This is a genomic window from Paenibacillus sp. Marseille-Q9583, assembly GCF_976954365.1.
In genome coordinates this window covers 18,531-42,384 of the sequence record NZ_CDRJTB010000019.1, presented here as the reverse complement: position 1 = coordinate 42,384, position 23,854 = coordinate 18,531, and the positions used below count along the sequence as shown (strand labels likewise).

Annotated in this window: 20 protein-coding genes; 9 read left to right on the top strand and 11 right to left on the bottom strand. The window is 45.0% G+C overall.

The window, feature by feature from the left end; genetic code table 11:
* Nucleotides 1-19 precede the first annotated feature (19 nt).
* Nucleotides 20-430: an O-methyltransferase gene (locus ACWNM1_RS11495; protein ID WP_449601028.1), complete on the bottom strand. Its 411-nt coding sequence runs from the start codon at nt 428-430 to the stop codon at nt 20-22.
* 426 nt (nt 431-856) lie between these two features.
* Nucleotides 857-2,656 (bottom strand): M3 family oligoendopeptidase, encoded by a 1,800-nt coding sequence (locus tag ACWNM1_RS11490; protein WP_449601027.1) that lies wholly within the window; start codon nt 2,654-2,656, stop codon nt 857-859.
* A 119-nt stretch (nt 2,657-2,775) separates the two neighbouring features.
* Between ACWNM1_RS11490 and ACWNM1_RS11485 the strand changes: the two genes are divergently transcribed.
* Both ACWNM1_RS11485 and ACWNM1_RS11480 read left to right on the top strand, forming a co-directional pair.
* Complete coding sequence (locus tag ACWNM1_RS11485) at nt 2,776-2,967, top strand: YycC family protein (protein ID WP_042130920.1); 192 nt, start codon at nt 2,776-2,778, stop codon at nt 2,965-2,967.
* Nucleotides 2,964-3,194, top strand: coding sequence for a hypothetical protein (locus ACWNM1_RS11480; RefSeq protein ID WP_042130921.1), 231 nt, complete (start codon nt 2,964-2,966; stop codon nt 3,192-3,194). Before ACWNM1_RS11485 ends, ACWNM1_RS11480 begins: the two co-directional genes overlap by 4 nt.
* 92 nt (nt 3,195-3,286) lie before the next feature.
* Here the strand turns inward: ACWNM1_RS11480 and ACWNM1_RS11475 are convergent, their stop codons facing one another.
* Together ACWNM1_RS11475 and ACWNM1_RS11470 are read right to left on the bottom strand one after the other, a co-directional pair.
* Entirely contained in the window at nt 3,287-3,997 is a 711-nt protein-coding gene (locus ACWNM1_RS11475) for a DUF2225 domain-containing protein (protein ID WP_449601026.1), read from the bottom strand.
* A 36-nt stretch (nt 3,998-4,033) separates the two neighbouring features.
* On the bottom strand, nt 4,034-4,417 hold the full coding sequence (locus ACWNM1_RS11470; protein WP_042191628.1) for a globin domain-containing protein: 384 nt from the start codon (nt 4,415-4,417) through the stop codon (nt 4,034-4,036).
* 412 nt (nt 4,418-4,829) lie between these two features.
* On the opposite strand from ACWNM1_RS11470, the gene ylbJ reads away from it, so the two are divergent.
* The 4 genes from ylbJ to ACWNM1_RS11450 all read left to right on the top strand — a co-directional run bounded on the left by ylbJ (nt 4,830) and on the right by ACWNM1_RS11450 (nt 9,774).
* Nucleotides 4,830-6,092, top strand: coding sequence for a sporulation integral membrane protein YlbJ (gene ylbJ, locus ACWNM1_RS11465; protein ID WP_449601025.1), 1,263 nt, complete (start codon nt 4,830-4,832; stop codon nt 6,090-6,092).
* 76 nt (nt 6,093-6,168) lie between these two features.
* Nucleotides 6,169-6,972 (top strand): NAD kinase, encoded by an 804-nt coding sequence (locus ACWNM1_RS11460; protein ID WP_042191633.1) that lies wholly within the window; start codon nt 6,169-6,171, stop codon nt 6,970-6,972.
* 157 nt (nt 6,973-7,129) lie between these two features.
* A complete protein-coding gene (locus ACWNM1_RS11455) occupies nt 7,130-8,314 on the top strand; it encodes a copper amine oxidase N-terminal domain-containing protein (protein ID WP_449601024.1) in 1,185 nt (394 codons plus the stop codon).
* 20 nt (nt 8,315-8,334) lie between these two features.
* Entirely contained in the window at nt 8,335-9,774 is a 1,440-nt protein-coding gene (locus ACWNM1_RS11450) for a S41 family peptidase (protein WP_449601023.1), read from the top strand.
* A 226-nt stretch (nt 9,775-10,000) separates the two neighbouring features.
* Here the strand turns inward: ACWNM1_RS11450 and ACWNM1_RS11445 are convergent, their stop codons facing one another.
* Together ACWNM1_RS11445 and lipA are read right to left on the bottom strand one after the other, a co-directional pair.
* A complete protein-coding gene (locus ACWNM1_RS11445) occupies nt 10,001-10,618 on the bottom strand; it encodes a YutD family protein (protein WP_449601022.1) in 618 nt (205 codons plus the stop codon).
* 332 nt (nt 10,619-10,950) lie between these two features.
* A complete protein-coding gene (lipA, locus tag ACWNM1_RS11440) occupies nt 10,951-11,856 on the bottom strand; it encodes a lipoyl synthase (RefSeq protein WP_341051783.1) in 906 nt (301 codons plus the stop codon).
* Between the two features lie 294 nt (nt 11,857-12,150).
* Between lipA and ACWNM1_RS11435 the strand changes: the two genes are divergently transcribed.
* Nucleotides 12,151-13,209: a M23 family metallopeptidase gene (locus tag ACWNM1_RS11435; RefSeq protein ID WP_449601062.1), complete on the top strand. Its 1,059-nt coding sequence runs from the start codon at nt 12,151-12,153 to the stop codon at nt 13,207-13,209.
* A gap of 45 nt (nt 13,210-13,254) precedes the next feature.
* Here ACWNM1_RS11435 and ACWNM1_RS11430 read toward each other — a convergent pair whose 3' ends face one another.
* On the bottom strand, nt 13,255-14,955 hold the full coding sequence (locus ACWNM1_RS11430; RefSeq protein ID WP_449601021.1) for an alpha amylase N-terminal ig-like domain-containing protein: 1,701 nt from the start codon (nt 14,953-14,955) through the stop codon (nt 13,255-13,257).
* Nucleotides 14,956-15,076: 121 nt separating this feature from the next.
* Between ACWNM1_RS11430 and ACWNM1_RS11425 the strand changes: the two genes are divergently transcribed.
* Nucleotides 15,077-16,108, top strand: a complete 1,032-nt coding sequence (locus ACWNM1_RS11425; RefSeq protein WP_449601020.1) for a LacI family DNA-binding transcriptional regulator — start codon at nt 15,077-15,079, stop codon at nt 16,106-16,108.
* A gap of 130 nt (nt 16,109-16,238) precedes the next feature.
* On the opposite strand, the gene ACWNM1_RS11420 is transcribed toward ACWNM1_RS11425, so the two are convergent.
* The 4 genes from ACWNM1_RS11420 to ACWNM1_RS11405 form a co-directional block, all read right to left on the bottom strand.
* Entirely contained in the window at nt 16,239-19,208 is a 2,970-nt protein-coding gene (locus ACWNM1_RS11420) for a carbohydrate binding domain-containing protein (RefSeq protein WP_449601019.1), read from the bottom strand.
* A gap of 261 nt (nt 19,209-19,469) precedes the next feature.
* Entirely contained in the window at nt 19,470-20,135 is a 666-nt protein-coding gene (locus tag ACWNM1_RS11415) for an alpha/beta hydrolase (RefSeq protein ID WP_449601018.1), read from the bottom strand.
* A 151-nt stretch (nt 20,136-20,286) separates the two neighbouring features.
* Complete coding sequence (locus ACWNM1_RS11410) at nt 20,287-20,868, bottom strand: hypothetical protein (protein ID WP_449601017.1); 582 nt, start codon at nt 20,866-20,868, stop codon at nt 20,287-20,289.
* A gap of 17 nt (nt 20,869-20,885) precedes the next feature.
* Nucleotides 20,886-21,422 (bottom strand): hypothetical protein, encoded by a 537-nt coding sequence (locus ACWNM1_RS11405; RefSeq protein ID WP_449601016.1) that lies wholly within the window; start codon nt 21,420-21,422, stop codon nt 20,886-20,888.
* A gap of 588 nt (nt 21,423-22,010) precedes the next feature.
* Here ACWNM1_RS11405 and ACWNM1_RS11400 point away from each other — a divergent pair.
* Nucleotides 22,011-23,831: a DUF6385 domain-containing protein gene (locus ACWNM1_RS11400; RefSeq protein WP_449601015.1), complete on the top strand. Its 1,821-nt coding sequence runs from the start codon at nt 22,011-22,013 to the stop codon at nt 23,829-23,831.
* The last annotated feature ends 23 nt before the right edge of the window (nt 23,832-23,854 follow it).

Sequence of the window (23,854 nt, the reverse complement as noted above, 5' to 3'; positions counted from 1 at the left end):
AATTTTATGTAAACAACGCTTAACCCAAAAACTGTTCGGAACTTTCAGCAAAGGCATTACGAGGCGATCGAATCATTAGATTCGCCATATTATAATTGGACTCCAATGTAGCATCTACAATCACCATTCCCTGTCTAATGGCGAATTCATAAGAAATCTCACCATGCGTCCAACGCCGCTTGTATTTCAGACTTTCCAGCGCCATTAGTCGAAAAGAAGACTGTTGTCCATTTGTCATCCCTTCTTTTGCATCAGTGAATCCCCCGCTTCGCCCAGAAAGAGGATTATGTCGTATCCCGAATTTTCCGATCATGTTATTTCGTATTTGCACAAAAACCGTACCAGAAGTTAATCCCGATAATTCTTCCTGCAGCTCCTTAAACACCATATCCATCTGTCTGGCTAATGATAGTTGTTCCATCTTAAGCATTACTTTTCCTCCTAAAAGTTTTGTGAGCATTGCTTCATTCGAATTCACTTCGTACAAAACTTGCTTCGAAAGCATTCACTTCGTTTTGTGAGCATAGCTTGATTTGAGTGCACTTCGCAGAACTGACTTCGTAAGCGCTTGCTTATTTTCGTGAGTTCAGCCAAGTGGTACTCTAGCGTGCCTTATATAAGGCTTAAGACTCATTATAGGTTACTAACAAATGGCAAACAACATTATTCGGCAAAATTGGGTTATTATCCCTATAGATGCGCGAAATCCATAGATTAATCGCATATTTCTTTTTATAAATCGTGATTTTTCGACATTTTATCATTAAAAAAAGCCCCTCTATCAGGGGCTTTTGCGTGTTCATGCTGAAAAATCGTTGTTTATTCTACCGCTAAATTTGTCTTAGTTTAGACTTTTTCAAACTAATTGCTCCGTCATCTCCAAGAACTCATTAATGTCAGCTACAATCAGATCTGTAGCGCCTTGCCAGAAGTCCGGCTTCGTAAGATCCACACCCAGATGCTTAAGTACCAAATCCTCTAAAGTCATCACACCAGTATCTTGCAACAAGCTATCGTATTTGTCTGCAAAGGACGCTCCTTCTTGCAGAGCCAGTCGATACAAGCCTGTGCTGAACATGTAGCCAACGGTGTAAGGGAAGTTATAGAACGGCACATCTGTGATATAAAAATGCAGTTTAGAAGCCCAGAAATGAGGATGGTATTCTGAAAGCACCCCACAGAAGGCTTCCTTCTGTGCTTCCACCATCAATTCAGACAGCTCCTCAGCATTTACAAGGCCTTCCTTACGTTTCTCATAAAAACGAGTCTCGAACAAGAACCGAGCGTGAATGTTCATAAAGAAAGCAACGCTGTTCTGAATCTTCGTTTCAAGCAGCGCCAGCTTCTCTTCAGCATTGCTAGCTGCTTTAACCTGAGCGTCAGACACAATGACCTCTGCGAAGGTTGAAGCAGTCTCTGCAACGTTCATAGCGTAGTTCTGATTAAATACAGGTTGATCATCCAGCAAGTAAGAATGATAAGCATGCCCCAGCTCATGTGCCAAGGTTGAAACATTGGAAGTTGTACCGCTATAAGTCATGAAAATTCGCGATTCCTTACTCTCAGGGAAGGATGTACAGAAACCTCCAGGACGTTTTCCCGGACGATCCTCAACCTCAATCCAGTTATTATCAAAAGCACGCTCTGCAAACTCTGCCATCTTCGGACTAAATTTGCGGAACTGGGTAACGATATCTTTAGCGGCCTGATCATATGGGATTTTACCTGAAGACTTACCCACTGGCGCTTCGACATCTACCCAGGAAAGAGCATCCAGTCCAAGCAGCTTAGCTTTACGCTGAAGATAGGTCACGAGTGCAGGCTTGCTATTCGTAATCACGTCCCACATCGCATTCAAAGTATCTTGTGACATGCGATTGATGCTCAGCGGATCTTTCAGAATATCTTCCCAACCTCTTCCTTTATAGAGCTTCAGACGGAAGCCTGCTAAGTGATTCAAGGTATCCGCACAGTTATCTGCTGCTTCGGTCCATGCTTCTTCCCATTTATGGAACATGGATTGACGTACTTTCGGATCTGGATCATCCAGCTTGTTAAAAGCTTGACCTGCGGAGAGCAGCTTTGTTCCTTCTTCATCCTCAAATGGGATCTTAATCGAGCTTACAATCGTATCATAGTGCCCGCTCCATCCATGATATCCATCAACGGCTAGTTCAAGCGCTAAGCTTTCCAACTCTGGGCTCATCTTCTCACGGGCCAAGTCACGGCTCTCGCTCAGCACGAACGTTAATGGAGCAATCTCCGGACGTGCCATCCACTCTGCCCATACCTTGTCTGTAGTCTGACGAAGCACGTTACTGAATTGTGAGCTAATGCCTTCGAATCCGGCACGCATACTTGTCACTCGAGCTGCCAGTCTTACCGCACCCTTGTCCATTTGATTCTGAGCGCCCAGACAGTCTGCGAAGGAAGAGACCTCCACAAGTCTTCCTGAACAGCTCTGGAGCAGTTCTATAACCTCATCCTGCGCCTTTGTAGACTCAACATCCGTTGGAGCTACAGCATTCTTCACCAGACCCTGTAAGGCTGCAATATCTTGCTCAAGTTTCTTTAAAAAGCTTTCTAACTCAGTAGAGGACGATCCTCCAGGAAATATAGAATCAAGTTCCCAAGTCAGTGATAATGGTTGTTTCATGTCTTCTCACCATTCCTTTGCTCTCATTTGGTTTTCTTTGTAATTGACTTAACACCATGGTAAAGTGAATAAACGATACCGGAACATTCATAGCCGATAAACTTTAGGAGGGCATCCATATGAAGCCACTACAAATTTCACCGGAAACAGCCATAACGTTATCCAAGCAACTAGGCGTTCCACTGGAACACTTGATGCATATGCCCCAACATATTTTGCTACAAAAAATAGCTGAGCTATCCAAAAAGCAGAATTCACCGCAAGCTGAGGATGGAAATGAAGAGTCTCCTTCTGGGAAGGATTCACAATGATTCCTTTTAGTCATACCTGGCCTTATGACATTATTTTAGGCGATATGTATGTGCAGTATTGCCCTTTCTGCAACTCGGAGAATGTTCTTCTCCCTATGAAGCCAAAAGAATTGCAAATCGTTCGTGACGGCAAGAAAAAACTACTTGTCTTCCCATGTTGCAGCGCCAGTCCCACAGTTGTAGATAACGACGGAGATTACCTCCTATTCGATCGGGCAGTCCGATAAATAGAAGGTCATCTAAATCCCAATCTTACCATTTTTATAAAGCGCAGACGAGAGCATTACTCTCTTCTGCGCCTTTTGTTGTTCGTAAAGCTTTAAGAACCTGAAGGTAATCCATCGGCATCAATATCTACAGCTTCGCCGCGCATTTGCTCTCTTAGCACAACCCACTGCTCCCTGGCAGCTCGAATCATCGCAGCATCCATAATCTTCTGATCATTAATCAGGCGGGAGAACCACATTACAGCTGCAGAGAACTCGCCGATGCGCCGGTTAAGTTCGCCGATAAGATACATGAGCCGGGCATCATTGCCAGCTATTCCGTCTTTTTCGTATACCTTCACATATTCAGCTAATGAATAGCGCAAAAAGCGTTGTTCCTGTTCCGTATTCCCTTGATATCGATACAACCAGGCAATGTGATGAAGCAGACTTGCAATAATTCGATCCTTATCGTTAATACTTTGAGCGCATAAAAGTGCCAGTTTATAGGTCTCAAGTGCAGTTTCCCAGCTTCGTTTATCCCCAAAGTCACGGCTCTTCCATCGTTTTCCTACCTGTTCATTAAATGTTTTTCGCTGTAGATCCGTCAGCTTGTCCGCTGAATTTTCTGTAGAGGCAAACCCACAACTCGGGCAGACACGTACAACATAATAATCCGGATTCTCGTTTTTGTAATATGCGCAAAAATCAGCATCGCGGCGGATAGCCTTTTTTAGGCTAGGGCGTACGCGAGAGGTTGAAAATTCATGTTCACAATTGCAACATTTGACCTTAATAGAATATAGGGGTATTAAGTCTGGCAAGTACTCTCATTCCTTTCAGGATCAACCTGTCCCTTATTATTCCTGGGGCATGTTAACAAAATGATGTGCGGGACCTGCAAGGCGGCTAAGCACGAACGAACGTAGCGGCTCTTCTACGCCGGTCTCCTCAAGCGCCTCTTTCATACACTGCAACCATTCTTCAGCACGTTCTGGAGTAATGGGAATATGCATATGCCTTGCTCTCATCATGGGATGTCCATGCAGTTCTGAATACAATGGGCCACCGCCAAAAAACTGTGTCAGGAATTGATACTGCTTCTCCAGAACAGGAGAAATGTCTTCTGGAAATAATGGACCCAGCTGCGGATGAAGCTGCACTTTGGCATAGAACACTTCCACCAATCGATGTAGCGCCTCAGCTCCTCCTAGGTTTTCATATATACTCTCATTTGGATTCATTGAGGTTACCAGCTCTCTTCCATATTAATGAAACGTTTCTTACTTTATTATACCAAAAAAAAGCACGGCTCGGATATCCGTCGAAAGTGCCCCTAAACGGCAGAAAAAAGACGCTAAACTATAGTTTAGCGCCTGGAGGTTATTGTCAGTAGGTCCGAAATTCTTCATCACCTGCAGGGACGAGAGAGACCCGGATCACATATACAAAAGCACAAACGAGAACTCCGGCTACAACGCTCATCGCCATCACTCCATCCCATTTATTCTTGTAACAGAGGGTGCATTTCTTATTTACATAATATCATATTTCAAGCGAAAAAGCACCGATTTATGTAACCGCTTCCTTTATTTTTTTTGTGCTGTTTGTCCTTCTTTTCGCATACATCTAACCATAGATCAGGAGGCGTTAATTATGACTTTTAAAAAGATTGGCGGCCCACTGCTGGGATTAACATTGGCGGGCTGTATGCTGCTGATGTTGCTTCATCCGGAGGCATCCCTTGGCGCAGCCTTACGAGGCCTGGCCATCTGGTGGGATGTGTTATTCCCCTCTCTATTTCCATTCTTCGTCATATCCGAAATCATGCTAGGCCTAGGGATCGTTCATCTCTTGGGTGCACTGCTCGATCCATTGATGCGCCCTCTTTTTGGTATACCAGGTAGCGGCGGGTTTGTCGCTGCAATGGGATATGTATCAGGATATCCTGTTGGCGCTAAATTAACCGCTAAGCTGCGGGAACAGAATCTGATTAGCAGAGTAGAGGGCGAACGATTAGTCGCTTTCACAACCTCCTCTGACCCAATCTTTCTGTTAGGTGCAGTATCCGTTGGTTTCTTTCGAGACGCATCGTTGGGGCTCATCCTAGCCCTCGCCCACTATGGGAGCGGTTTGATTGTTGGCTTGCTAATGTCGTTCCATGGACGCAAAGAACAGAGTTCCCCTTCCCAAGACCCAACCATAACCAGTTCTACTACCCCCTCTGTTCCAGCCAAAAAAGGTTTTGGAAGAATCCATGCAGCACTTCTTGCCATGGAGGAGGCTCGGCGCAAAGATGGGCGGAGCTTTGGGGAGCTATTAAAGGGAGCAATCCAGTCCTCGCTAAAGCTTATTATTGTCGTAGGCGGTTTGGTTGTATTCTTCAATGTGCTAATGGAACTGCTAGCCCGTGCCGGTATCCTATCCTCCCTTTTTAACATGACCGGACATCTTGTGTCCCTTGTAGGTGGTCCTCCAGAACTAGCTCAGGCTCTCATTAGCGGATTCTTTGAGGTGACAATCGGTGCCCGTTCAGCAGGTGAAGCCGCAGCTTCCATCCCGCTTCAGTTCAAGGTAGCGGCAGCTGCCTTCATTCTCTCCTGGGGCGGATTATCTGTACATGCCCAGGTGGCAAGTATTCTGAACGGTACCGGGCTGCGGTATCTGCCATTTTTGACTGCACGGCTAATTCACGCCATACTCGCATCAGGATTGGTCTTGCTGCTCTGGAATCCTGTGATGAACACAGGACTGTCTACCGCATGGGTATCATTACCAGCCTCAGCTGCCTTTACTCCTTCTGCCTCAGGGATCACAGCAAGCCTCGCCCTGCTAAGCCTATTATTAACTGCTGCAATTCTAGTCTCACTGCTTATCCCTGTATTCATGACAATGATTCGATGGGTACGGCGAAGTTGATTAACATATTGTGTTCCGGGTCAAGATTGATTATGATCGGTGTATGACTGAATTATACAAAAGGAGCCTGTACATCTTGAGATATTATGTTCTGGACCGCGGTGATGAACTATCAATCAAACTTGCCGAGCAGTTTCACAAGCTGGCGGCGGAGCGGGACCTGCAACTTGATGCCGAGTCTCCCGAAATCGTCATCTCTATTGGCGGAGACGGCACAATGCTGCACGCTTTTCATACCTTTATCGATCAAATCCCCAATCTAGCCTTCGTAGGTGTGCACACAGGACACTTAGGCTTCTATGCGGACTGGCAAGCGGAAGAGCTTCCCACCTTAATCGACTACATGTGCGGAACCGAGGATTCTGAGCCTCAAAAACCTCGTATCGTGAAATATCCGTTACTTGAGCTGGAAATTCACAAGAAATCCGGTTCTTCGTCCCACATTGCCCTAAATGAATTCACCCTTAAAGGGGTAGATGGAACTATAATGATTCAAGTTGACATCAATGATGTTACCTTCGAAATGTTCCGGGGTGATGGACTTTGTATTTCTACTCCTTCTGGTAGCACGGCCTATAACAAAAGCCTTGGGGGAGCCATGGTTCACCCATCTATAGAAGCGCTGCAGATTGCCGAAATCGCCTCAATTAACAACCGCGTATTTCGAACAATGGGGTCGCCATTACTACTGCCGAAGCATCACCATTGCGATATTCTTTCATGTAAGGATCAGCGCTTACTACTCACGATAGATCATAACAATATCCCAGTAGATGATCTGATTTCAGTACGCTGCCAAGTATCGGACAAGAAGGTCAGTTTCGCCAGATACCGTCCTTTTCCGTTCTGGAACCGTGTTCGTGAAGCTTTTCTGGTTTAAGATTAACCTTCAATCCAACGATTTTCAGTGGCTGGAGATATCCATTTCTCCGGCTTTTTTGTGTGACAAAACTAACACCAACTGATAGACTGAGAGAGAAGCCAAATGGTATAATGAGGCTATTTTACAAAGAGTTACATAAAAGGAGAGAGTACTGTTGAAAAGATTTTTATCCCTCTTAAGCATAAGTCTACTGGCCCTCATACTTGCGGTCCCGGCTTTTGCAGCATCGAAACCAATTGATGTTTATATTAACGGAAGTAAGGTTTCCTTCACCGCTGGATCCCCATACTTAGCGAACAATTCTGTACTTGTACCTTTCCGGGTTGTCTTTGAGAAGCTTGGACTTCAAGTTCTCTGGGATGCCAAAACTGGAACGGTAACAGGAAAAAGTTCAAATCTTGCGATTACCCTCAAAATTGGCAGTAACCGCGCTACTGTTAACGGAACCGTTAAAAAACTAACCACTGCACCAGTTTCCTCAGCCGGCACTACATACATTCCTTTGCGTTTTATCGCAGAGGCAACCGGGGGCACAGCTGTCTGGAATTCTACCAGTAGAAGTGTACAAATTACTACTCCTGTCTCCAAAGGTAAGGACGAAGCAGCCATTACAGCATTAATACGTTTGTCTAATCAATATTTCAATGAAGAAAAAGCGACTAGCTTCTACTCCCTTATGGATTCGGAGTACTCTTACGCGGAATCAGTGGCCGAACTCAATGAATCTTTTAAAGCTTTTGACATAAAGAATACTATTGATAGCTTGGAAATCCTCGACATTACAGCTGACGAAGCCACTGTGTATACGCTTGAAAGTTCACGTAGAATAGGTGGGGCTTATACTCCAGATACAGAGAATGAATACGTATATACCCTGGTCCGCAAGAACGGAAGCTGGAAGATTTCATCCGTGGAATCCCAAAGCTCGACCGTTCTCCTTACTCGTGAACAAGGTATAAAACCAGCAGCCAACATCCCTCAAAACGATGCGGATGCCATCAAAGGTACTGTCAACAAATATTATCAAGCAATGAACGAACAGAATCCTACAGCAGTTCTTTCCACGATGACTTCATATGGAGAAGAATATGATTCCTCTCTCAAGGCAGATTTGGATGATTTCTTTGCTTCGTACGATATTACCTATACTCCAGGCATTTCAAATATTTATTATTACAGTGCCAAAGAAGCTGCTATATATGTAGAAAGCAAAGACAAGGAAGCTAGTGAAGAGGAGACTTATGAGCAGGGCCTTATCTATATTCTATCCAAGTCGGATACTGGTGTATGGACAATCGATGACACATATAGCGTCTACAATAAACTTGTGAAATCCTAATAAAAAGGGTGTTTGATTCCATGAAATCAAAAAAAATAATAAGTGCGCTGTTAACCAGCTGTCTAGCTTTATCTATTACATTTGCTCCACTGGCTTCCGCTGCAGATGCCACTAAAGCTTCCACAGACAACAGTGATCTTATTAATGAAGTAATGAAGCTATTGGAGAACTATAATCTTTCAGACGTAGATAAAGATATTTTGATTCGCGGAGCAATTGACGGCATGGTGAACACACTGGATGATCCGTACAGCCAATATTTTAATTCCGAGGAAGCGGCGCAATTTGAACATGCGGTTGATCTCGAATACGTTGGCATCGGTGTTAAACTTCAATATACGCCAACAGAGCTCTACATCGAAGAAATCTCTCCAGGTTCTCCTGCTGAAAAGGCAGGCTTGAAACGCGGCGATACGATTCTCAAAATCAACGGAATACCTGTTGACGAAACGGATGATTCGGAACTAAGTGGAGCCGCAGGCACTAAAGTCACCCTGCTGATCCTCAGAAATGGTGTCACAAAATCTTATGTTGTCACCCGAAATGAATTGAACTCGACTTCCGTTTTTGGAACCCTCATTGGTCCGAAGATTGCCTATATTTCGCTAAGTGGTTTCACACAGAATTCTGATGAAGAATTCGCCGCTATGCTAAAGAAGATGCGTGCAGCGGGAATGAAATCCATGGTGCTTGATTTACGTGATAACTTGGGTGGCTACATGGATTCGGCATACAACATTGCCTCTAGTTTTATGGATAAAGGCATCATGATGTATACCTCTGATCAAAGTGGCGCGTTAACTCCTGTAACGATTACTAGTGGCAGCAAAATCGGTGTGCCCGTCGTAATTCTAACCAACGAATACACTGCAAGTGCGTCAGAAGCTCTTACGGGCGCCCTGCGCGACAACAAGCTGGCTACTGTTGTAGGCACTCGTTCTTACGGCAAAGCGCGTATTCAAAGCCTACTTCCAGTGTCTAATGGTGACATGCTGAAATTGACCACGCAGAAATATCTAACACCTAAAAAAGAAGACTTTAATCACATCGGTCTCGCACCGGATATTGAGGTAAAAGGGAAAACTGCACAGTTGATTACTGCCCTGCAGATTGCTGGAATGAAGACTTTAGAACTCACCGGAGATCATCATATCTTAAATATCAACGGGGTTCCTTTTGCTGGTAATGTTGGGCTTGTGAAGCAGGGCGATAAAACTTATGCTTCATCGCTGGTGCTGGCTGCGCTTGTCGAGGGCGAGATCACCTGGGATGCCAAGAACAAGAAGATCATCGTAAAGAGCGGAACAGGCACATCTACCGGCTTTATGCTTTCCTCCAAAGAGGCGCTATCTCAGAATGGTGAGACCTACATTGAATTAAATGCCTTTAAGAAGAAGTTTCCGGCACTCGTATGGAGTTACAATGCTACACAGAAGCAATTGAAATTATCTATAAAATAATCCATAAGAAATGGCAGCAATTCTCCAGAGATGGAGGTTTGCTGCCTTTATTATTTGTACATGTCTATTTCAGACAAGCAAAAACGCCTTCGGCGTCCCAAATGGACGAAAAGCGTTTTTGCGAGAAATATAAGGAGAATGTATAGCGTGAAACATATACATTCTTATATTTAGAAAAAAGCTGTCTCATTCGTAGAGGGACTCTACTTATGGTCAGCTTTCATCGTTAAGATTGTGGATTTTCTATGTTTTGCGTGTTTTGTGTGTTTTGATTATTTTGAGGCTTTTGTGTGTTTTGGTTTTTTTGGGATTGACCTTGTGGTGGTCTGCTTTGAAATTCCTTTTTGGATTTCTTCCCTTGCGAATCTTTACCCCGGTGATTTCGGCTTTGATGTTCTCTCAAAGGTCTATCCTTAGCAGAAGTCATCTCTTTAAATGCAGCAGATGAATTCGAACCTTGCTTAGCTGATGTTTCTTTAGAGGAGAGCTCTTTATCTATAGCCGCTCCATCATTATCTTCAGCTTCCAGCTCCGAATCTTCTTCCTCACTCGGCTCTGGTATTTCTTTGATCAGAATATCCTTGAACAAACCTTCTTGTGGTACCTCTTTTAACTTATGCAACACAAAATATGCGCAGCCAAAATTGCAATATTCATTAATATAATCGACCATGCCAGAAATCGCTGTATCCCGATTCACTTTTGGGTGGTTGTCCCGATAAAAACCTTTCAAACGCAGCTGACTGTAACCCCAGTCACCAATAATGTAGTCGTATCTTTCCAGCACTTCGCTATATCTTCCGCGAAACGCCTCCGGATTCCAACCATCCTTATGATCTAACATTAGTTCGTAGCCTTTTCCGCCTATAACGATCAAACCTTTTGTCGCCTGCCTTTCTTTGGGGGTCTTTACGTTGATTATGCCGTCATTTCTGAGAAATATTGGGCTTTCGGCCGCTGTTGTCCCCAGATTTCTGGATTATAACCGCTCATCGCGGTGGAAATCCGGGGACAAAGGCGGGCGCTAATGCTCCTACAGCTCCAACATTTCTCTCCATGACTCAAATCAACGGTTTTTATGTGTAACCTAAGGGTTGAGTGTTTCAGATCGCTATCGCTCCTTCAACCCTCTCCTTAACAATACCTGTTTGAGACAATGTCACTATTTCCGAAAAATTAGCTAGAAGAAACCGCGCGCTCCTCACGAGCTTGAGCGGCAGATTTCACCTGCTCATGCGCACGATAAGAGCTGCGAACAAGCGGGGCTGATTCCACATGGCTAAAGCCACGCTTCAATCCCTCTTCCTTAAGCAGCGCAAATTCCTCTGGTGGATAATATTTCTCCACATTTAAATGCTTTGGAGAAGGCTGCAAGTATTGTCCTAAAGTCAATATATCACAATTTACGGCTCGTAAATCATCCATTGCTTGTAAAATCTCATCCCACTCTTCACCGACTCCAAGCATAATGCTTGATTTGGTAGGAATATCCGGCTTCATTTCCTTGGCTCTGCGCAGGAGTTCCATCGAACGGCGATACTTCGCTTTAGCCCGTACGCGGTCTGACATCCGTTCCACCGTCTCAATATTATGGTTAAGAATGTCCGGATTACTGTTCATAACAATCTCTAGACTATTCCGTTCTCCCAGGAAATCTGGAATCAATACTTCAACACTACATAACGGAAGGCGTTTACGAATTGCTGCTACCGTCTCAGCAAAAATCTGGGCGCCACCATCCGCAAGATCATCACGGGCCACACTGGTCACCACGCAATGGCGAAGGTTCATTCCCTCTGCAGCTTCTGCTACACGTTCAGGCTCCTGCAGGTCCAACTCTGTCGGCAACCCTGTATTCACAGCGCAGAAACGGCATGCGCGAGTACATATATCACCAAGAATCATAAAGGTAGCCGTTCGATTTGCCCAGCATTCATAAATATTCGGACACCTAGCTTCTTCACATACGGTATGTAAAGTTTTAGAACGCATCATGCTCTTGATTTCCTGATAGTTATCACCGGTAGTTAGCTTGATTCTAATCCAATCCGGCTTAGGCTGCTTTGCTGTTTTATTCGTCAAAATAATAAACCCCGCTTCCTCCTGAATGTGATGCTGCAGATGAAAGATGCTGCCTCATATTATACCATGTGCGCTTTACAATTGCCTGTTTTTGTGAAATATGCAGGGCATCTCAACTTCGATTCCGGCGAAGAATTTACTGGTACCTTTAGACAAGAACGGATAAAAAGTAGCCTTTTGCTTCAATCTATAATAAAAGCTTCATCCGAAGTGCCTACATTCAATTCTACGCCCGGACAAAAGGAGGCTGTTATCTTGCTGGCCCTATTTAAGAATACTAATAACCGGAGAACTATGTTATGTCTGTCCGCGGCCGCTATCCTTTGGGGTGGTTTAGGCCTTCCCGTTCCAGCAGCTGCAGTACAGGCTACAGTCCAACCGGTGGAAAGCAGCGGCAATTCTGTTAATGCTAGCAAAGAATCCATATGGTCTGCCCGTAGGGGGATTTATGATCAACTGAGTGCAGCCACTGGAATCCCTTGGTTTAGATTCGCAGCAATTGATCAATATGAACGCACCATCGCCAAAAAAGGTTCCTCAGACAAACCCGTCACCAACCGTCTTACTGGAATCATGATTCCAGCACCCGTATGGTCCGGTCCACTTAACCCGGATCAGGAGGATACTTCTCCTGAATCCATCACTTTCTTTAACGGCTTCGGCCGTGATGGATCAGGAGATGGAATCGCCGATCCAGAGAATGATGCTGATGTTCTATATAGTATGGCTAGACACTTGCAGAAATATGGTGATTCAGCTAATGATTTCAGCATTGGCATTTGGGAGTATTATCACAATGGTCGTGCCTCTCAGCGCATAGCTCAGTTCGCCAAGCTATATGAACATTTTGGGCGGCTTGACCTATCAGGTAATGCTTTTCCACTTCCTTTAAGTAATTCTTATTCTTATCGTAGCACTTGGGGAACCGGCAGAAGCTGGGGTGGGGCACGTATTCACGAAGGGACTGACCTCTTTGCACCGCAAGGCATGCCGGTACGCAGCACCTGCTTTGGCTTAGTGGAAACTAAAGGCTGGAACCGCTACGGTGGCTGGAGAATTGGAATTCGCGATATCGAGAACCGTTACCATTATTACGCCCATTTATCCGGGTATAACAAATCCATTTCGCGTGGAGATATCGTCTCACCAGGTGAAATCATTGGTTGGGTTGGCAGCTCAGGTTACGGAAATCCAGGAACACAAGGGAAATTCCCACCACATCTACATTTTGGCATCTACCGTGACCGAGGGATTACTGAATGGGCTTTTGACCCTTTTCCGTTGCTAAAACAATGGGAGAATCAGGAGTATAGAGACTTAAAGAACAAAAATAAAAAAAGTGCTACAAATTAAGAACAACAATAAGGCCCCTTCTTTGAAGAGGGGCCTTATACTATTTTAGTACAACATTAAACATCCAAACGGTTCAATGCTCACTATAAGCTTGTTATTATTTTTAAAAGTAGCTCCTGACAGTAAATCAGTAAGCAAATTCTTATCCGAACGATATACATTAAGCTCAAGATCGTACGCGTTCGGAGAATTATTGATAATTAAACCTATCTTCTCTTGATCCATTCCCCGTGTATAACTGAAGACATTACGGACTTCATCCGTGAACCAAGGACGAAACTTACCTTTTCGTAGAATATCACAGCTTTTTCTTAGGAAAATCAGCTCTTGATACCACTTCAGCAGCGCTGTATTTTGAGCTTGTTCTTGCCATACCATAGCTTTTCTGCAGTGAGGGTCCGTAGCTCCTTCCATCCCAACCTCATCCCCATAATAGATCATCGGAATACCGATATAAGTCATCTGAAAAAAAACTGCCAACCTCATGCGCTGTATTGCCGTACTCCCGCGGTCCCAGCCACGTCCCCCCTCCTTACACGCTGTAAGAAAACGCAACGTATCATGACTGCCAATCAATTGAAACATAGCCGAATTCGCCTGGTCATTATACAACGCCTCCTGATGGAGTATTTGCTCCATAAAGCGATCTGGCCCTGTTGACTGCTCTGCAAAGAATTCCAGCACGGCATCCCGAAGCACATAATTCATGCCACCATCGAATTGATCCCCTCTAAGCCAAGGCCCAGAAGCATGCATTATCTCTCCAATGAGTAGAATTTCAGGAAATTCAGACTTGAGCTCTTGCCGAAACCGGGACCAAAAAGCCGGGTTGACCTCATTCGCTACATCAAGACGCCAGCCGTCGATCGCTGTCTCACGAATCCAATACTTAGCAACCTCTATCATATAATCTGCCGTCTCCGGATGATCCATATTCAGCTTAGGCATATGCGCTTCAGCTTTAGCGAATGTCTCATAATTCGGGGTAGGCGTCTGTGTTACGGGAAAAGAACGAATAAAGAACCAATCTTTATATGGAGACTGCTCGCCTTTTTCCATCACATCTTTAAAAGCAAAGAATTGATCTCCCGAATGATTAAACACGGCATCCAAAATGACCTTAATTCCATGACGATGTGCCTCACTGACTAGCATCTTCAATCCATCTACATCTCCAAATGCAGGGTCAATCTTATAATAATCGGAGGTGTTATATTTATGCTCGGAAGGAGACTCAAATACAGGCGTCATGTAAATTGTGTTCACACCAAGCTGCTGCAGATAAGGTATTTTGTCCGTAATGCCTTTTAGTGTTCCACCATTGTAGCTGCTAGGATAAATTTGATAGGTCACCGCATCCTGGCTCCATAACGGTAACTTCAAAGCCTCAGAATGGTGAAGATATGCATATTGAAAAGAACCTGCACGCTCCCGATTCTCTGAAGCGCCCCTCTCTCCATACCAGATATACTGCCCCGCAGCATTCGCGATATGGAATAGATATCTGCTTCTTCTGGTGCTGGTCTGAATAATTGCTTCATGAATCTCATAAATACCGGCCGACCCAATCCGCTCCATCTGCAAAGGAACTTCTTGCCCCGGAGAATCATAACGATCCGAGTGGATTACGGTACAGGATAATTGCTGTCCAGCTTGTGTAAATAATCTGAGCTTCAGGGTCCCTGTACCTACAGGATAGGCAAATGGATCTTCACTTGTATGATATACAAACCATGATTGAGGCATAACTTATGGACTCCTTCTATACTTTTATCGTTCTATCTATCTGTTCATACATCATTAGAGAGACTGCTAAATTTGTGTTATTATGGTTACAAATACCGTTTTCAAGTTATGAGGGACGACGATGAAAGTAACGATTTCTGATATTGCTAAAGCAGCCAATGTGGCTAAATCTACTGTATCTAAAGTACTAAATGATTCCCCAAAAATATCGCAGGAAACGAAACAAAAGGTTCGCGAGATTATGAAGCAAATGAACTACACGCCAAGCAGTATTGCTACTGGGTTAGCTAGACAAAGCAGCTGCAATATTGGCTTACTGGTCGATATGTCTAAAGAAAGTGAGTTTCTTAACCAATTCTTCTACAACATTATTGGTGGAATTGAGAGCGTAATTGCACCTTTAAAATACGAGCTGACCATTTCCAATGTGCAACATAGTAGTCCAGAAGGCCATTTTCTAAATAGGCTTGTGTTTAGCAAACGTGTCGACGGTATTATTGCCAACAACTCCGTGCTGACTGAAGAGCTATCTGAAGAACTGAATCAACTGGAGTTTCCTTACATCTCCATTGGAGAGATTATGACCCCCGGAAGCTGGATTGATTTCGATAATGAAGCAGGCGGCAACATGCTGACCGAGCATCTCATCGAACAAGGTTATTCAAAGATAGCCTTCATAGGCGGGCAGCAGCAGGAAAAAATTTATACACATCGCCTAGGTGGATACTTAAGCGCATTACAGCAGGCGAATCTTACCGTTCATCAGCAATGGATCATTAACTGCAAGGCTGATGAACATGATAGCTATCATGCTGCAATTGAGCTTTTGCAGCGTGAAGAACGGCCAGACTCTGTAGTGTGTATGAACAGTTATGTAGCCTTTGGGGTGCTTCAAGCCGCAAAAGCACTCGGAATTGTTGTTCCATCTGAACTTGGCATCGCCGCTTTCGATGAATATCCTCTGTCCCGTTATACAACACCTCCTTTAACTTCGCTTAATATCGATACGTTCAAGCTGGGTGTATCTTCAGGGCAGCTGCTGATGGAGCGCATTCGTGGCAATGATGCGCCCCACAAGCATTTGCTACTTGAGCCAGAACTAATTCCTCGTGAATCCACAATGAGAGCTAAATTCTTTGGAGCAACTTCATAATTGGACTGCTTTTCTATTGTATCTTTTGCAATGAAATGAAAAAGCTTCGTACTACTTACCAAGGAGCGGCCCCACACGGGGGGCCGCTCCTTGGCATGTGAAAGGTATTTTGATCCACTCTTATAGTAACTTATAGATCTTTCCAACGCTGCACGGTCAGGTTCACTGTTTGTGCGCCGCCTGCTGGAGTAAGCGTTCGATTGGAAATGTCCGATCCGTTCGAGTTTACCTCCACATTAGTCCAAGCGCCCCGCGTAACTTTATATTGCACCGCTGTTCCTGCTGGTAAGCTCAGTGTGATGGAATACACTCCATCACTACCTTTAGTTAGTTGATAGGCAGGATCCGCTGCATTCCAGCTGTTGAAGGTTCCGGTAAGATACACAGGTCCGCTCGCCGGAGTAGACGCTGGAACATTTACACGAAACGTTACACTGTCTGCTTGAGGTTCCCCTGCACTGATACTTCCGTTCACCAGGCTCCAGGTTCCAGCATCAAAATGGTAATTACTGCTGCCGTTGTTATCCCATGTACCACTGCCATTATTAAAGGCTGCGGTCAGTCCGGATGCAGTGCCCAGCTGAATTGTAATCGACTTATATCCTGGGAAAGAAGAAGCTTGAAGCTGTTCACCAGGAGCCGTCGTCCAGACTGTCGCCCCATCCAGCTTGTAATGAATGTAAGAGCTGCTATAAGCCGTATTCTTATAATAGATCGTTGCAGTGTTGCCAGTCGGTGTAGTCGTTGGTGTTGGGGTTACCGTTGGTGTTGGTGTTGGGGTTACTGTCGGCGTTGGTGTCGGGGTTACCGTTGGTGTTGGTGTCGGTGTTACTGTTGGTGTTGGTGTCGGTGTTACTGTTGGTGTTGGCGTTGGTGTCACTGGTCCACCCGATGTAATACTTCCTGTTGGCGTATAGGTCCAGGTTCCAGTACCGAATAGATAGTTGCTCCCCCCGTTACTGTCCCATGTGCCACTGCCGTTGTTAAAGCATGCTTCAAGCTGGCTGGCGGAACCGATATTAATCGTTATTTTGTTGTATCCGGCTACATCAGATACAGGTATAGCCACACCCGGAGATGTCGTCCATGTACCTCCTACTGGGCGATAATGAATATAAGGCGAGGTATAACCTTGCTTATAGTAAATCGTGACACTGTTCCCTGCTGGTGTTGTAATAGACGCAATCGCACTAAGAAGAGATAGATTGCCTGCGGCATCAAATGCTTTTACCGTGTAGTTATAGGTAGTGCTAGCGGATAAACCATTGTCCGTATAGGAAGTAGTCGCCGTTGTGCCTACCTTGACACCATTACGATAAACTTCATATCCAGTTACGCCTACGTTGTCGGTAGAAGCCGTCCAGCTGATCAAAGCGCTAGATGCATTCTGAACAGTTGCCGTTACATTAGTCGGAGTAGTTGGAGGAACTGTTTCTGATGGTTGTTGTTGTTTCGCATAGATTTTTGCTGAATTCACACCTACAGTTACAGTAATTTGCTTCCCAGTTACTCCGCCTGATTGTACAGTCACTGTATCTGCAGTATTCAGCTGATTATACAAAACTGTTCCTGCAGTCAAACTACTCTCGGCGCGCAGCGGGATGGTTACCGTTTGCGAACCATTAGATTGATTACTAAATACAGAGATAGCTTCTTGACCTTGATTAGTTCCAGTGTCGATACGACGTGAGAAGGCATATAAGTTCTGTGCAGCCCACATTTCACGTTGAGTACCTGTACGTAATGCTGGGTTATTTTTACGAATCTCATTAAGTTTGGCTACGTGCTTGTAGGTGCTGGCATTTTCATTAAAATAGTTCTCAATCACGTTTCCGCTTGCATCCCGCTTCACCATAGACCAACGGTTCCAAGTATCCGCAATACCGCCTGTCATGATCTGACTGTTGCCATTGCCTTTGTTCTGCTCTGTTCCTTGGAAGACAACCGGTGTTCCACGAACTGTAAAAATAAAGGTTAAAGCGTTCTGCAGCTTATCTACGCTTCCCCCGGCTTCCGTTAGAAAACGGTTGCGGTCATGATTGTCGATAAAGGTAACCATGTGATTGGCATTCCCGTTGTAGTAGGAATCCTGTGCCAAGGTGCTTTTGATATTGGACTCAAAAGACTGCCCATAAGCAAAGCTGTTAAGTACGGAGAAGAACATTGGGAAATCGAGCATGCCCCATTCCTTATTGTTTCCGACCCAACGTGAGACAAATTCAGCATTTCCATCGAAATTCTCGCCAAATGTATTAACGCCCAGATAATTTTGTAGTTCACCAATATCTGTTGGCTTCATCAGCTTGGCAGCATCCACACGCGCACCGTCAGCGCCTGTATAATCAAACCAGCCTTTGATCGAATCGAATATCGCCTGCTTAGCCGCAGGAACATCGAAATCAATGTCATCCAGCCCGCCCAAATCATGATTCTCTAAGTAATCCTGCGCCCACTGATCATATCTTCCATCCGCTAGAGACCAGTTAATATCTCCATTATGGTGGTACCATGCTGGATTATTGAATGGAGCCACTGGCTGCAATGATGGGATATCATAATAGGCTTGGGAACCTAGCATATAATCACCGACGTGGTTTGGCACAACGTCAATCACTACTTTGATGCCAAGCGCATGTGCGGAATCCACAAGCTCCTTCAGCTTCTCCTTCGTTCCGAAGTATGGATTGGCAGCGTTAGGGTTCTTAACGTTGTATCCGTGATAGGCTGTATTTTTACCGGTACCATTGTTATCCCGGTTAGTCATTTGTGGCTCAGCCACTGGGGAAATCCAAATCGCGGTATAGCCCATATTTTTAATATATGATAGCTTATCGATAATCCCCTGCCAGTCTCCGCCTTTCATATAACGGAAATCTTCCTCAGAGTTTTCTCCATAGCGAATTGCCGCACCAGTAGCATTGTTGGAAGTATCTCCATCATTAAATCGGTCAACCATAATCTGATAAATAGTGTCGTTCTCATTGATCGTGCCGATGCTTGCCGCTTCAGCTTTTTGCGGTGTTAAGACAAACAAATTAATCACGGTAGAAAGAAGAATAGATGTAATTAGAACGGGTACATACCATAACCTACGTTTCATTGCGTGCATCTCCCTCTCTTATTAAAGCGTATTCATAACACTCTAAAACCTACTTCCTTGATTAAAAACCAAGCCCACCCAGTGATGTCTCTAATGTTTTTAACGTCTTTAACACAAAAAATAAATAATTTTAGGGAAACCGGTTTCCCAACTAAAAATTACCATGATTGTGAATGCGTTGTCAAGCTATAAAAAATAAAATTCCCAAGAAAAAGAGCCTCCTTATTGGGGGCTCTTTGGGTTCATTATTCACCTATATGCTTAGCTTCCTACACCCTGAATAAAATGCAATACTTCATTCATAATCCGATCCTTATCTTCACAATGACAAACCATATGACCACTGTTATCCACCATTATCACCTGTTTTTGGGCTGTAGGAATCGTATGCTGCAGGAAGTCAGCGCTTCGAGTCTTCACCAGATGATCTCGCTTACCCTGCACGATCAAGGTTGGAGTCTCAATATGCGGATAGATTGAAAAACTCTCCCGGACCAATCGTTGAAACTCTCTTGTCGCCCTTGGGGGCGTTGAAGTGAATTTATTAATATACGTTTTTAGCATGGAAAAGCTCCCAAGAGTCTTAAGAATCTCCACGGGATTCAGCGGAAATACGGGAGTGGACAATAAAGTAAGGGATTTGATCCAGGGTTTATACCGTACAGAAAGATGTGAAGCAATAAGGGCACCGGTAGAAAAGCCGATCAGATGAACACCTTCATCCGTCTTTAACAGCTCTGTCAATTCATCTTCAGCACTCTGTTGCCAATCATGTCGATCCGAATGCAATAAATCATTCCTGCTCCCCCCATGCCCTTTCAGGGTAAACGTTCTGGAACGGTAATTATGCTGCTCCATAAACTGGGACAAGGGAGAGATCTCATGCTCACCTCCGGTAAAGCCATGAATAAATAAACAACTTTCCATAATTGTCCCTCTTTTCACATTCCAATCTGACATGCAACTTTATTGTATAATGCCAATCCCCTTTATTTTCTATACATTCCATCCTTTTATGTAAAACCTCAACCTAAGTGATGTCAAGGTTCAGCTCTGTGAATGGTTCGCAGCAAGAACGCTATTGTTCCCACCAAAGAAGACCCAATGCTGAGGTAATCGTTAAACCTACAGCGGAGCTGGATGAGGTTACGTTAGCACAAATAGCAGTCCCAGGCGGGACAATGATGCTGCCCGTAAAGTTCTGTGTGAAAGCCCCCGGTGCCAATTGATAATTGAAAAGCGTCGTTCCCCCGCTAATGGCTGCTGTGGAAGACTGAACGGTCATCGCACTCGTCGCCGAGCTGCCCAAATTATTATTCGTTGGCGTTAAGGTTGCTGGTGAAGTTACCGTCCCTCCTTTTACAATTGTAAAGCTACCCGACATTGCAGATAGCAGAGAGGAGCCGCCGATACTACCGATTATACGTGAGATATATACTGTTTTTCCGCTGCCCACAGCATTACTAATTCGGATAGAAGTGATTGCGGAAATAAGACTAAGTACGACCAAACTAGACGCGGACGTGTTAGTTGAATACAAGACTGCGGCTTGCGAAGCGCTTATTTCAGGCGGCGCACTGATATCTGGAGATTGGAAGGTATTCACCATATCCACAAAAAGAGGTTGATCGTTGTCGTTAAATACAAATTGATTAGGCATATCTATCCCCCCTGTCTCTAATATTCCCACCAGCTGATAGATGCTGTCGCCGCTGAAGACCCCGATGCAATCGTTATGGAGGTAGTGATGGAATTTCCGGGAGGAACAACAATTTGTCCTGTAAAATCAACAATGACCGGACCAACCGCCAGCAATAGAGATACTAGAGTGGCCGGACTTCCAGTTGGCGCAGCAGTTGAGGTTCTAGCAGTCATAACACTAGTTAACGCACTCCCAAAATTATAATTAATCGGTGTGACGGTGGTCCCGGTGACCGTAGCGTTCCGAAGTAGTGATAAAGTAACAGCCGCTGTCGCTGAGCTGGCAGTAACACGGGATACATACAAGGTACGTCCGCTGCCTCCCGGATTACTAATCTGAATAACTAACGGCGCAGCCGTCGTTACCGTAGAAGTAAACGGGATTCCAAACAATAGCCCCGCCTTTGCTGCTCCCCCTTCAGGAGCTGAATCTATACCAGGTGCTACATACGTGTTGACTTGTTCTGTAAAAAGTGGCTGGCTACTCTGATTGAAGACTGAGTCGTTCGGCATGAATTATCCTCCCCGTACTTAAGCTTATTCTATTTTATGCCACTCTCAGTAACAGGTTGTGGGAATGTGCGTATATTGCTTTTCTGCCCAATCACCCCCTATTTCCCACCATATATTAATATCACACCATTCGAATGGCTAAGGATTGTCCCTATCGGTTTGCGGCTTATTGGACTGCGGTTTATTTAGGCTTAAGGCTCAAACGACGGTTTGGGCCTTTTTATGGGTTGAGTTCCAGAAAGCCCTTAGGAAATGAATGAAATCCTTAACGGCCTGGAGCTTAAAAAGCACAGCAACATAAAACAAAAAAGCGGAGCTAAAACGATAATCTCTTATGCAGTTAAGCATCAGGGAGATCAACTTATTAGTGTCCGCTGAAGATCTACCCGAATAGTTTTGATTGTTTTATAGACTCAGAAGAGATGTTGCTCCAAAAGAAATGAGAGTGCTAGTACTGAGTCGATTCTTAAAGTGCAGTCGAATCCCCACCTCCAGGCAACATTTAAAGGGTTTAGGCAAGAATGTGTATACGTCCAAGCCCAGTCTTAAGGTATAACTTGATCATTTATAAGGAAGGGACGAGGAACTTTGCCTAACTATAGCTCTTTTCAAGCGAATCCTGATAATCTACGAACGCTTATATTCGGCCGGGATGCTTCGCTAATTGATCATCCTCTCACTACAGATCCAAGCGGAAATCTAACGACGATTATACTAGATGGAACGATTTCCAGCGTGCTTGGTGCTACGATCACAGCGGGTACTTTGTCTTCCGCAGGTACCATAACCAACATCCTCGATGGCACCATTACTAGCGTGCTCGGCGCTACGATCACCGCAGGTACTTTGTCTTCCGCTGGAACAGTTACAAACATCCTTAACGGTACCATCACCAGCGTTCTCGGCGCTACAATCACTGCCGGTACTTTGTCTTCTGCAGGTACCATAACCAACATCCTCGATGGCACCATTACTAGCGTGCTCGGCGCTACGATTACTGCCGGTACTTTGTCTTCTGCAGGTACCATAACCAACATCCTCGATGGCACCATTACTAGCGTGCTTGGTGCTACGATCACTGCCGGTACAATCACTAGTGTGCTTGGGGCAACCATAACAGCGGGTACGTTGTCTTCCGCAGGAACAGTTACTAACATCTTAAACGGTACCATCACTAGCGTACTCGGCGCTACCATTACTGCCGGTACTTTGTCCTCAGCAGGTACTATTACTAACATCCTTGACGGCACCATTTCCAGCGTGCTCGGCGCTACCATTACCGCGGGTACTTTGTCCTCAGCAGGTACTATTACTAACATCCTTGACGGCACCATTTCCAGCGTACTTGGCGCCACGATCACTTCCGGTACTTTGTCTTCCGCAGGAACAGTCACTAACATCTTAAACGGTACCATCACTAGCGTACTCGGCGCTACCATTACTGCCGGTACTTTGTCTTCCGCAGGTACAGTTACCAATATCCTGGATGGCACCATTACTAGCGTGCTTGGTGCTACGATCACTGCCGGTACCTTGTCTTCCGCTGGAACAGTTACCAATATCCTGGATGGCACCATTACTAGCGTGCTTGGTGCTACGATCACTGCCGGTACCTTGTCTTCCGCAGGAACAGTTACCAACATCCTGGATGGCACTATTACTAGCGTGCTCGGCGCTACGATCACTGCGGGTACTATCACCAGCGTGCTTGGTGCTACGATTACTGCGGGTACTTTGTCTTCCGCCGGAACAGTTACTAACATCTTAAACGGTACCATCACCAGCGTACTCGGCGCCACGATCACTGCCGGTACTTTGTCTTCCGCCGGAACAGTTACTAACATCTTAAACGGTACTATCACCAGCGTGCTTGGTGCTACGATTACTGCGGGTACTTTATCTTCCGCGGGCACAGTTACCAACATCCTTGACGGCACCATTACCAGCGTACTCGGTGCCACAATCACAGCGGGTACTCTGTCTTCCGCAGGTACGGTCACCAACATCCTAAACGGAACTATCACCAGTGTACTCGGAGCTACAATTACTGCCGGTACACTAAGTAGTGTGACCTCTATTTCCCAACGCAGCTTTATTGAACAGACGACCACAGGCATTGCGACCGCTAACACCTATACACCTCTACCGGCCGTTACTACGAGCGTACTGGGAACGTATTCCTTCTTCATTAATAATACTGGGGCAAATCCAGTCAACACACGTGTAGAAATCAGTGCTGATGGAACGAACTATTTCGTCGATACTACGGGAGATAATCCTTTAGCAGCAGGCTCTATCGATGTCATAGTACCAGCCAGATTCCTGAAATATACCCGCCTATCCTATCAATCAGCGAATTCAGGCTCTGCATCTACGATAAATGTAAGTTTCAATGCTCAGGGCACGTAATCCAGATGACCATCATATGTTGT

Excerpts from the sequence above, each read along its gene's own strand:
- ACWNM1_RS11430 (WP_449601021.1), bottom strand. The coding sequence starts at position 14,955 with ATGCCTCAATCATGGTTTGTATATCATACAAGTGAAGATCCATTTGCC.
- ACWNM1_RS11490 (WP_449601027.1), bottom strand. The coding sequence starts at position 2,656 with ATGAAACAACCATTATCACTGACTTGGGAACTTGATTCTATATTTCCT.
- ACWNM1_RS11420 (WP_449601019.1), bottom strand. The coding sequence starts at position 19,208 with ATGAAACGTAGGTTATGGTATGTACCCGTTCTAATTACATCTATTCTT.
- ACWNM1_RS11470 (WP_042191628.1), bottom strand. The coding sequence starts at position 4,417 with ATGAATCCAAATGAGAGTATATATGAAAACCTAGGAGGAGCTGAGGCG.
- ACWNM1_RS11435 (WP_449601062.1), top strand. The coding sequence starts at position 12,151 with ATGTTATGTCTGTCCGCGGCCGCTATCCTTTGGGGTGGTTTAGGCCTT.
- ACWNM1_RS11410 (WP_449601017.1), bottom strand. The coding sequence starts at position 20,868 with ATGCCTAATCAATTTGTATTTAACGACAACGATCAACCTCTTTTTGTG.
- ACWNM1_RS11425 (WP_449601020.1), top strand. The coding sequence starts at position 15,077 with ATGAAAGTAACGATTTCTGATATTGCTAAAGCAGCCAATGTGGCTAAA.
- ACWNM1_RS11445 (WP_449601022.1), bottom strand. The coding sequence starts at position 10,618 with ATGTTAGATCATAAGGATGGTTGGAATCCGGAGGCGTTTCGCGGAAGA.
- ACWNM1_RS11495 (WP_449601028.1), bottom strand. The coding sequence starts at position 430 with ATGCTTAAGATGGAACAACTATCATTAGCCAGACAGATGGATATGGTG.
- ACWNM1_RS11480 (WP_042130921.1), top strand. The coding sequence starts at position 2,964 with ATGATTCCTTTTAGTCATACCTGGCCTTATGACATTATTTTAGGCGAT.
- ACWNM1_RS11450 (WP_449601023.1), top strand. The coding sequence starts at position 8,335 with ATGAAATCAAAAAAAATAATAAGTGCGCTGTTAACCAGCTGTCTAGCT.
- ACWNM1_RS11485 (WP_042130920.1), top strand. The coding sequence starts at position 2,776 with ATGAAGCCACTACAAATTTCACCGGAAACAGCCATAACGTTATCCAAG.
- ylbJ (WP_449601025.1), top strand. The coding sequence starts at position 4,830 with ATGACTTTTAAAAAGATTGGCGGCCCACTGCTGGGATTAACATTGGCG.
- ACWNM1_RS11415 (WP_449601018.1), bottom strand. The coding sequence starts at position 20,135 with ATGGAAAGTTGTTTATTTATTCATGGCTTTACCGGAGGTGAGCATGAG.
- ACWNM1_RS11405 (WP_449601016.1), bottom strand. The coding sequence starts at position 21,422 with ATGCCGAACGACTCAGTCTTCAATCAGAGTAGCCAGCCACTTTTTACA.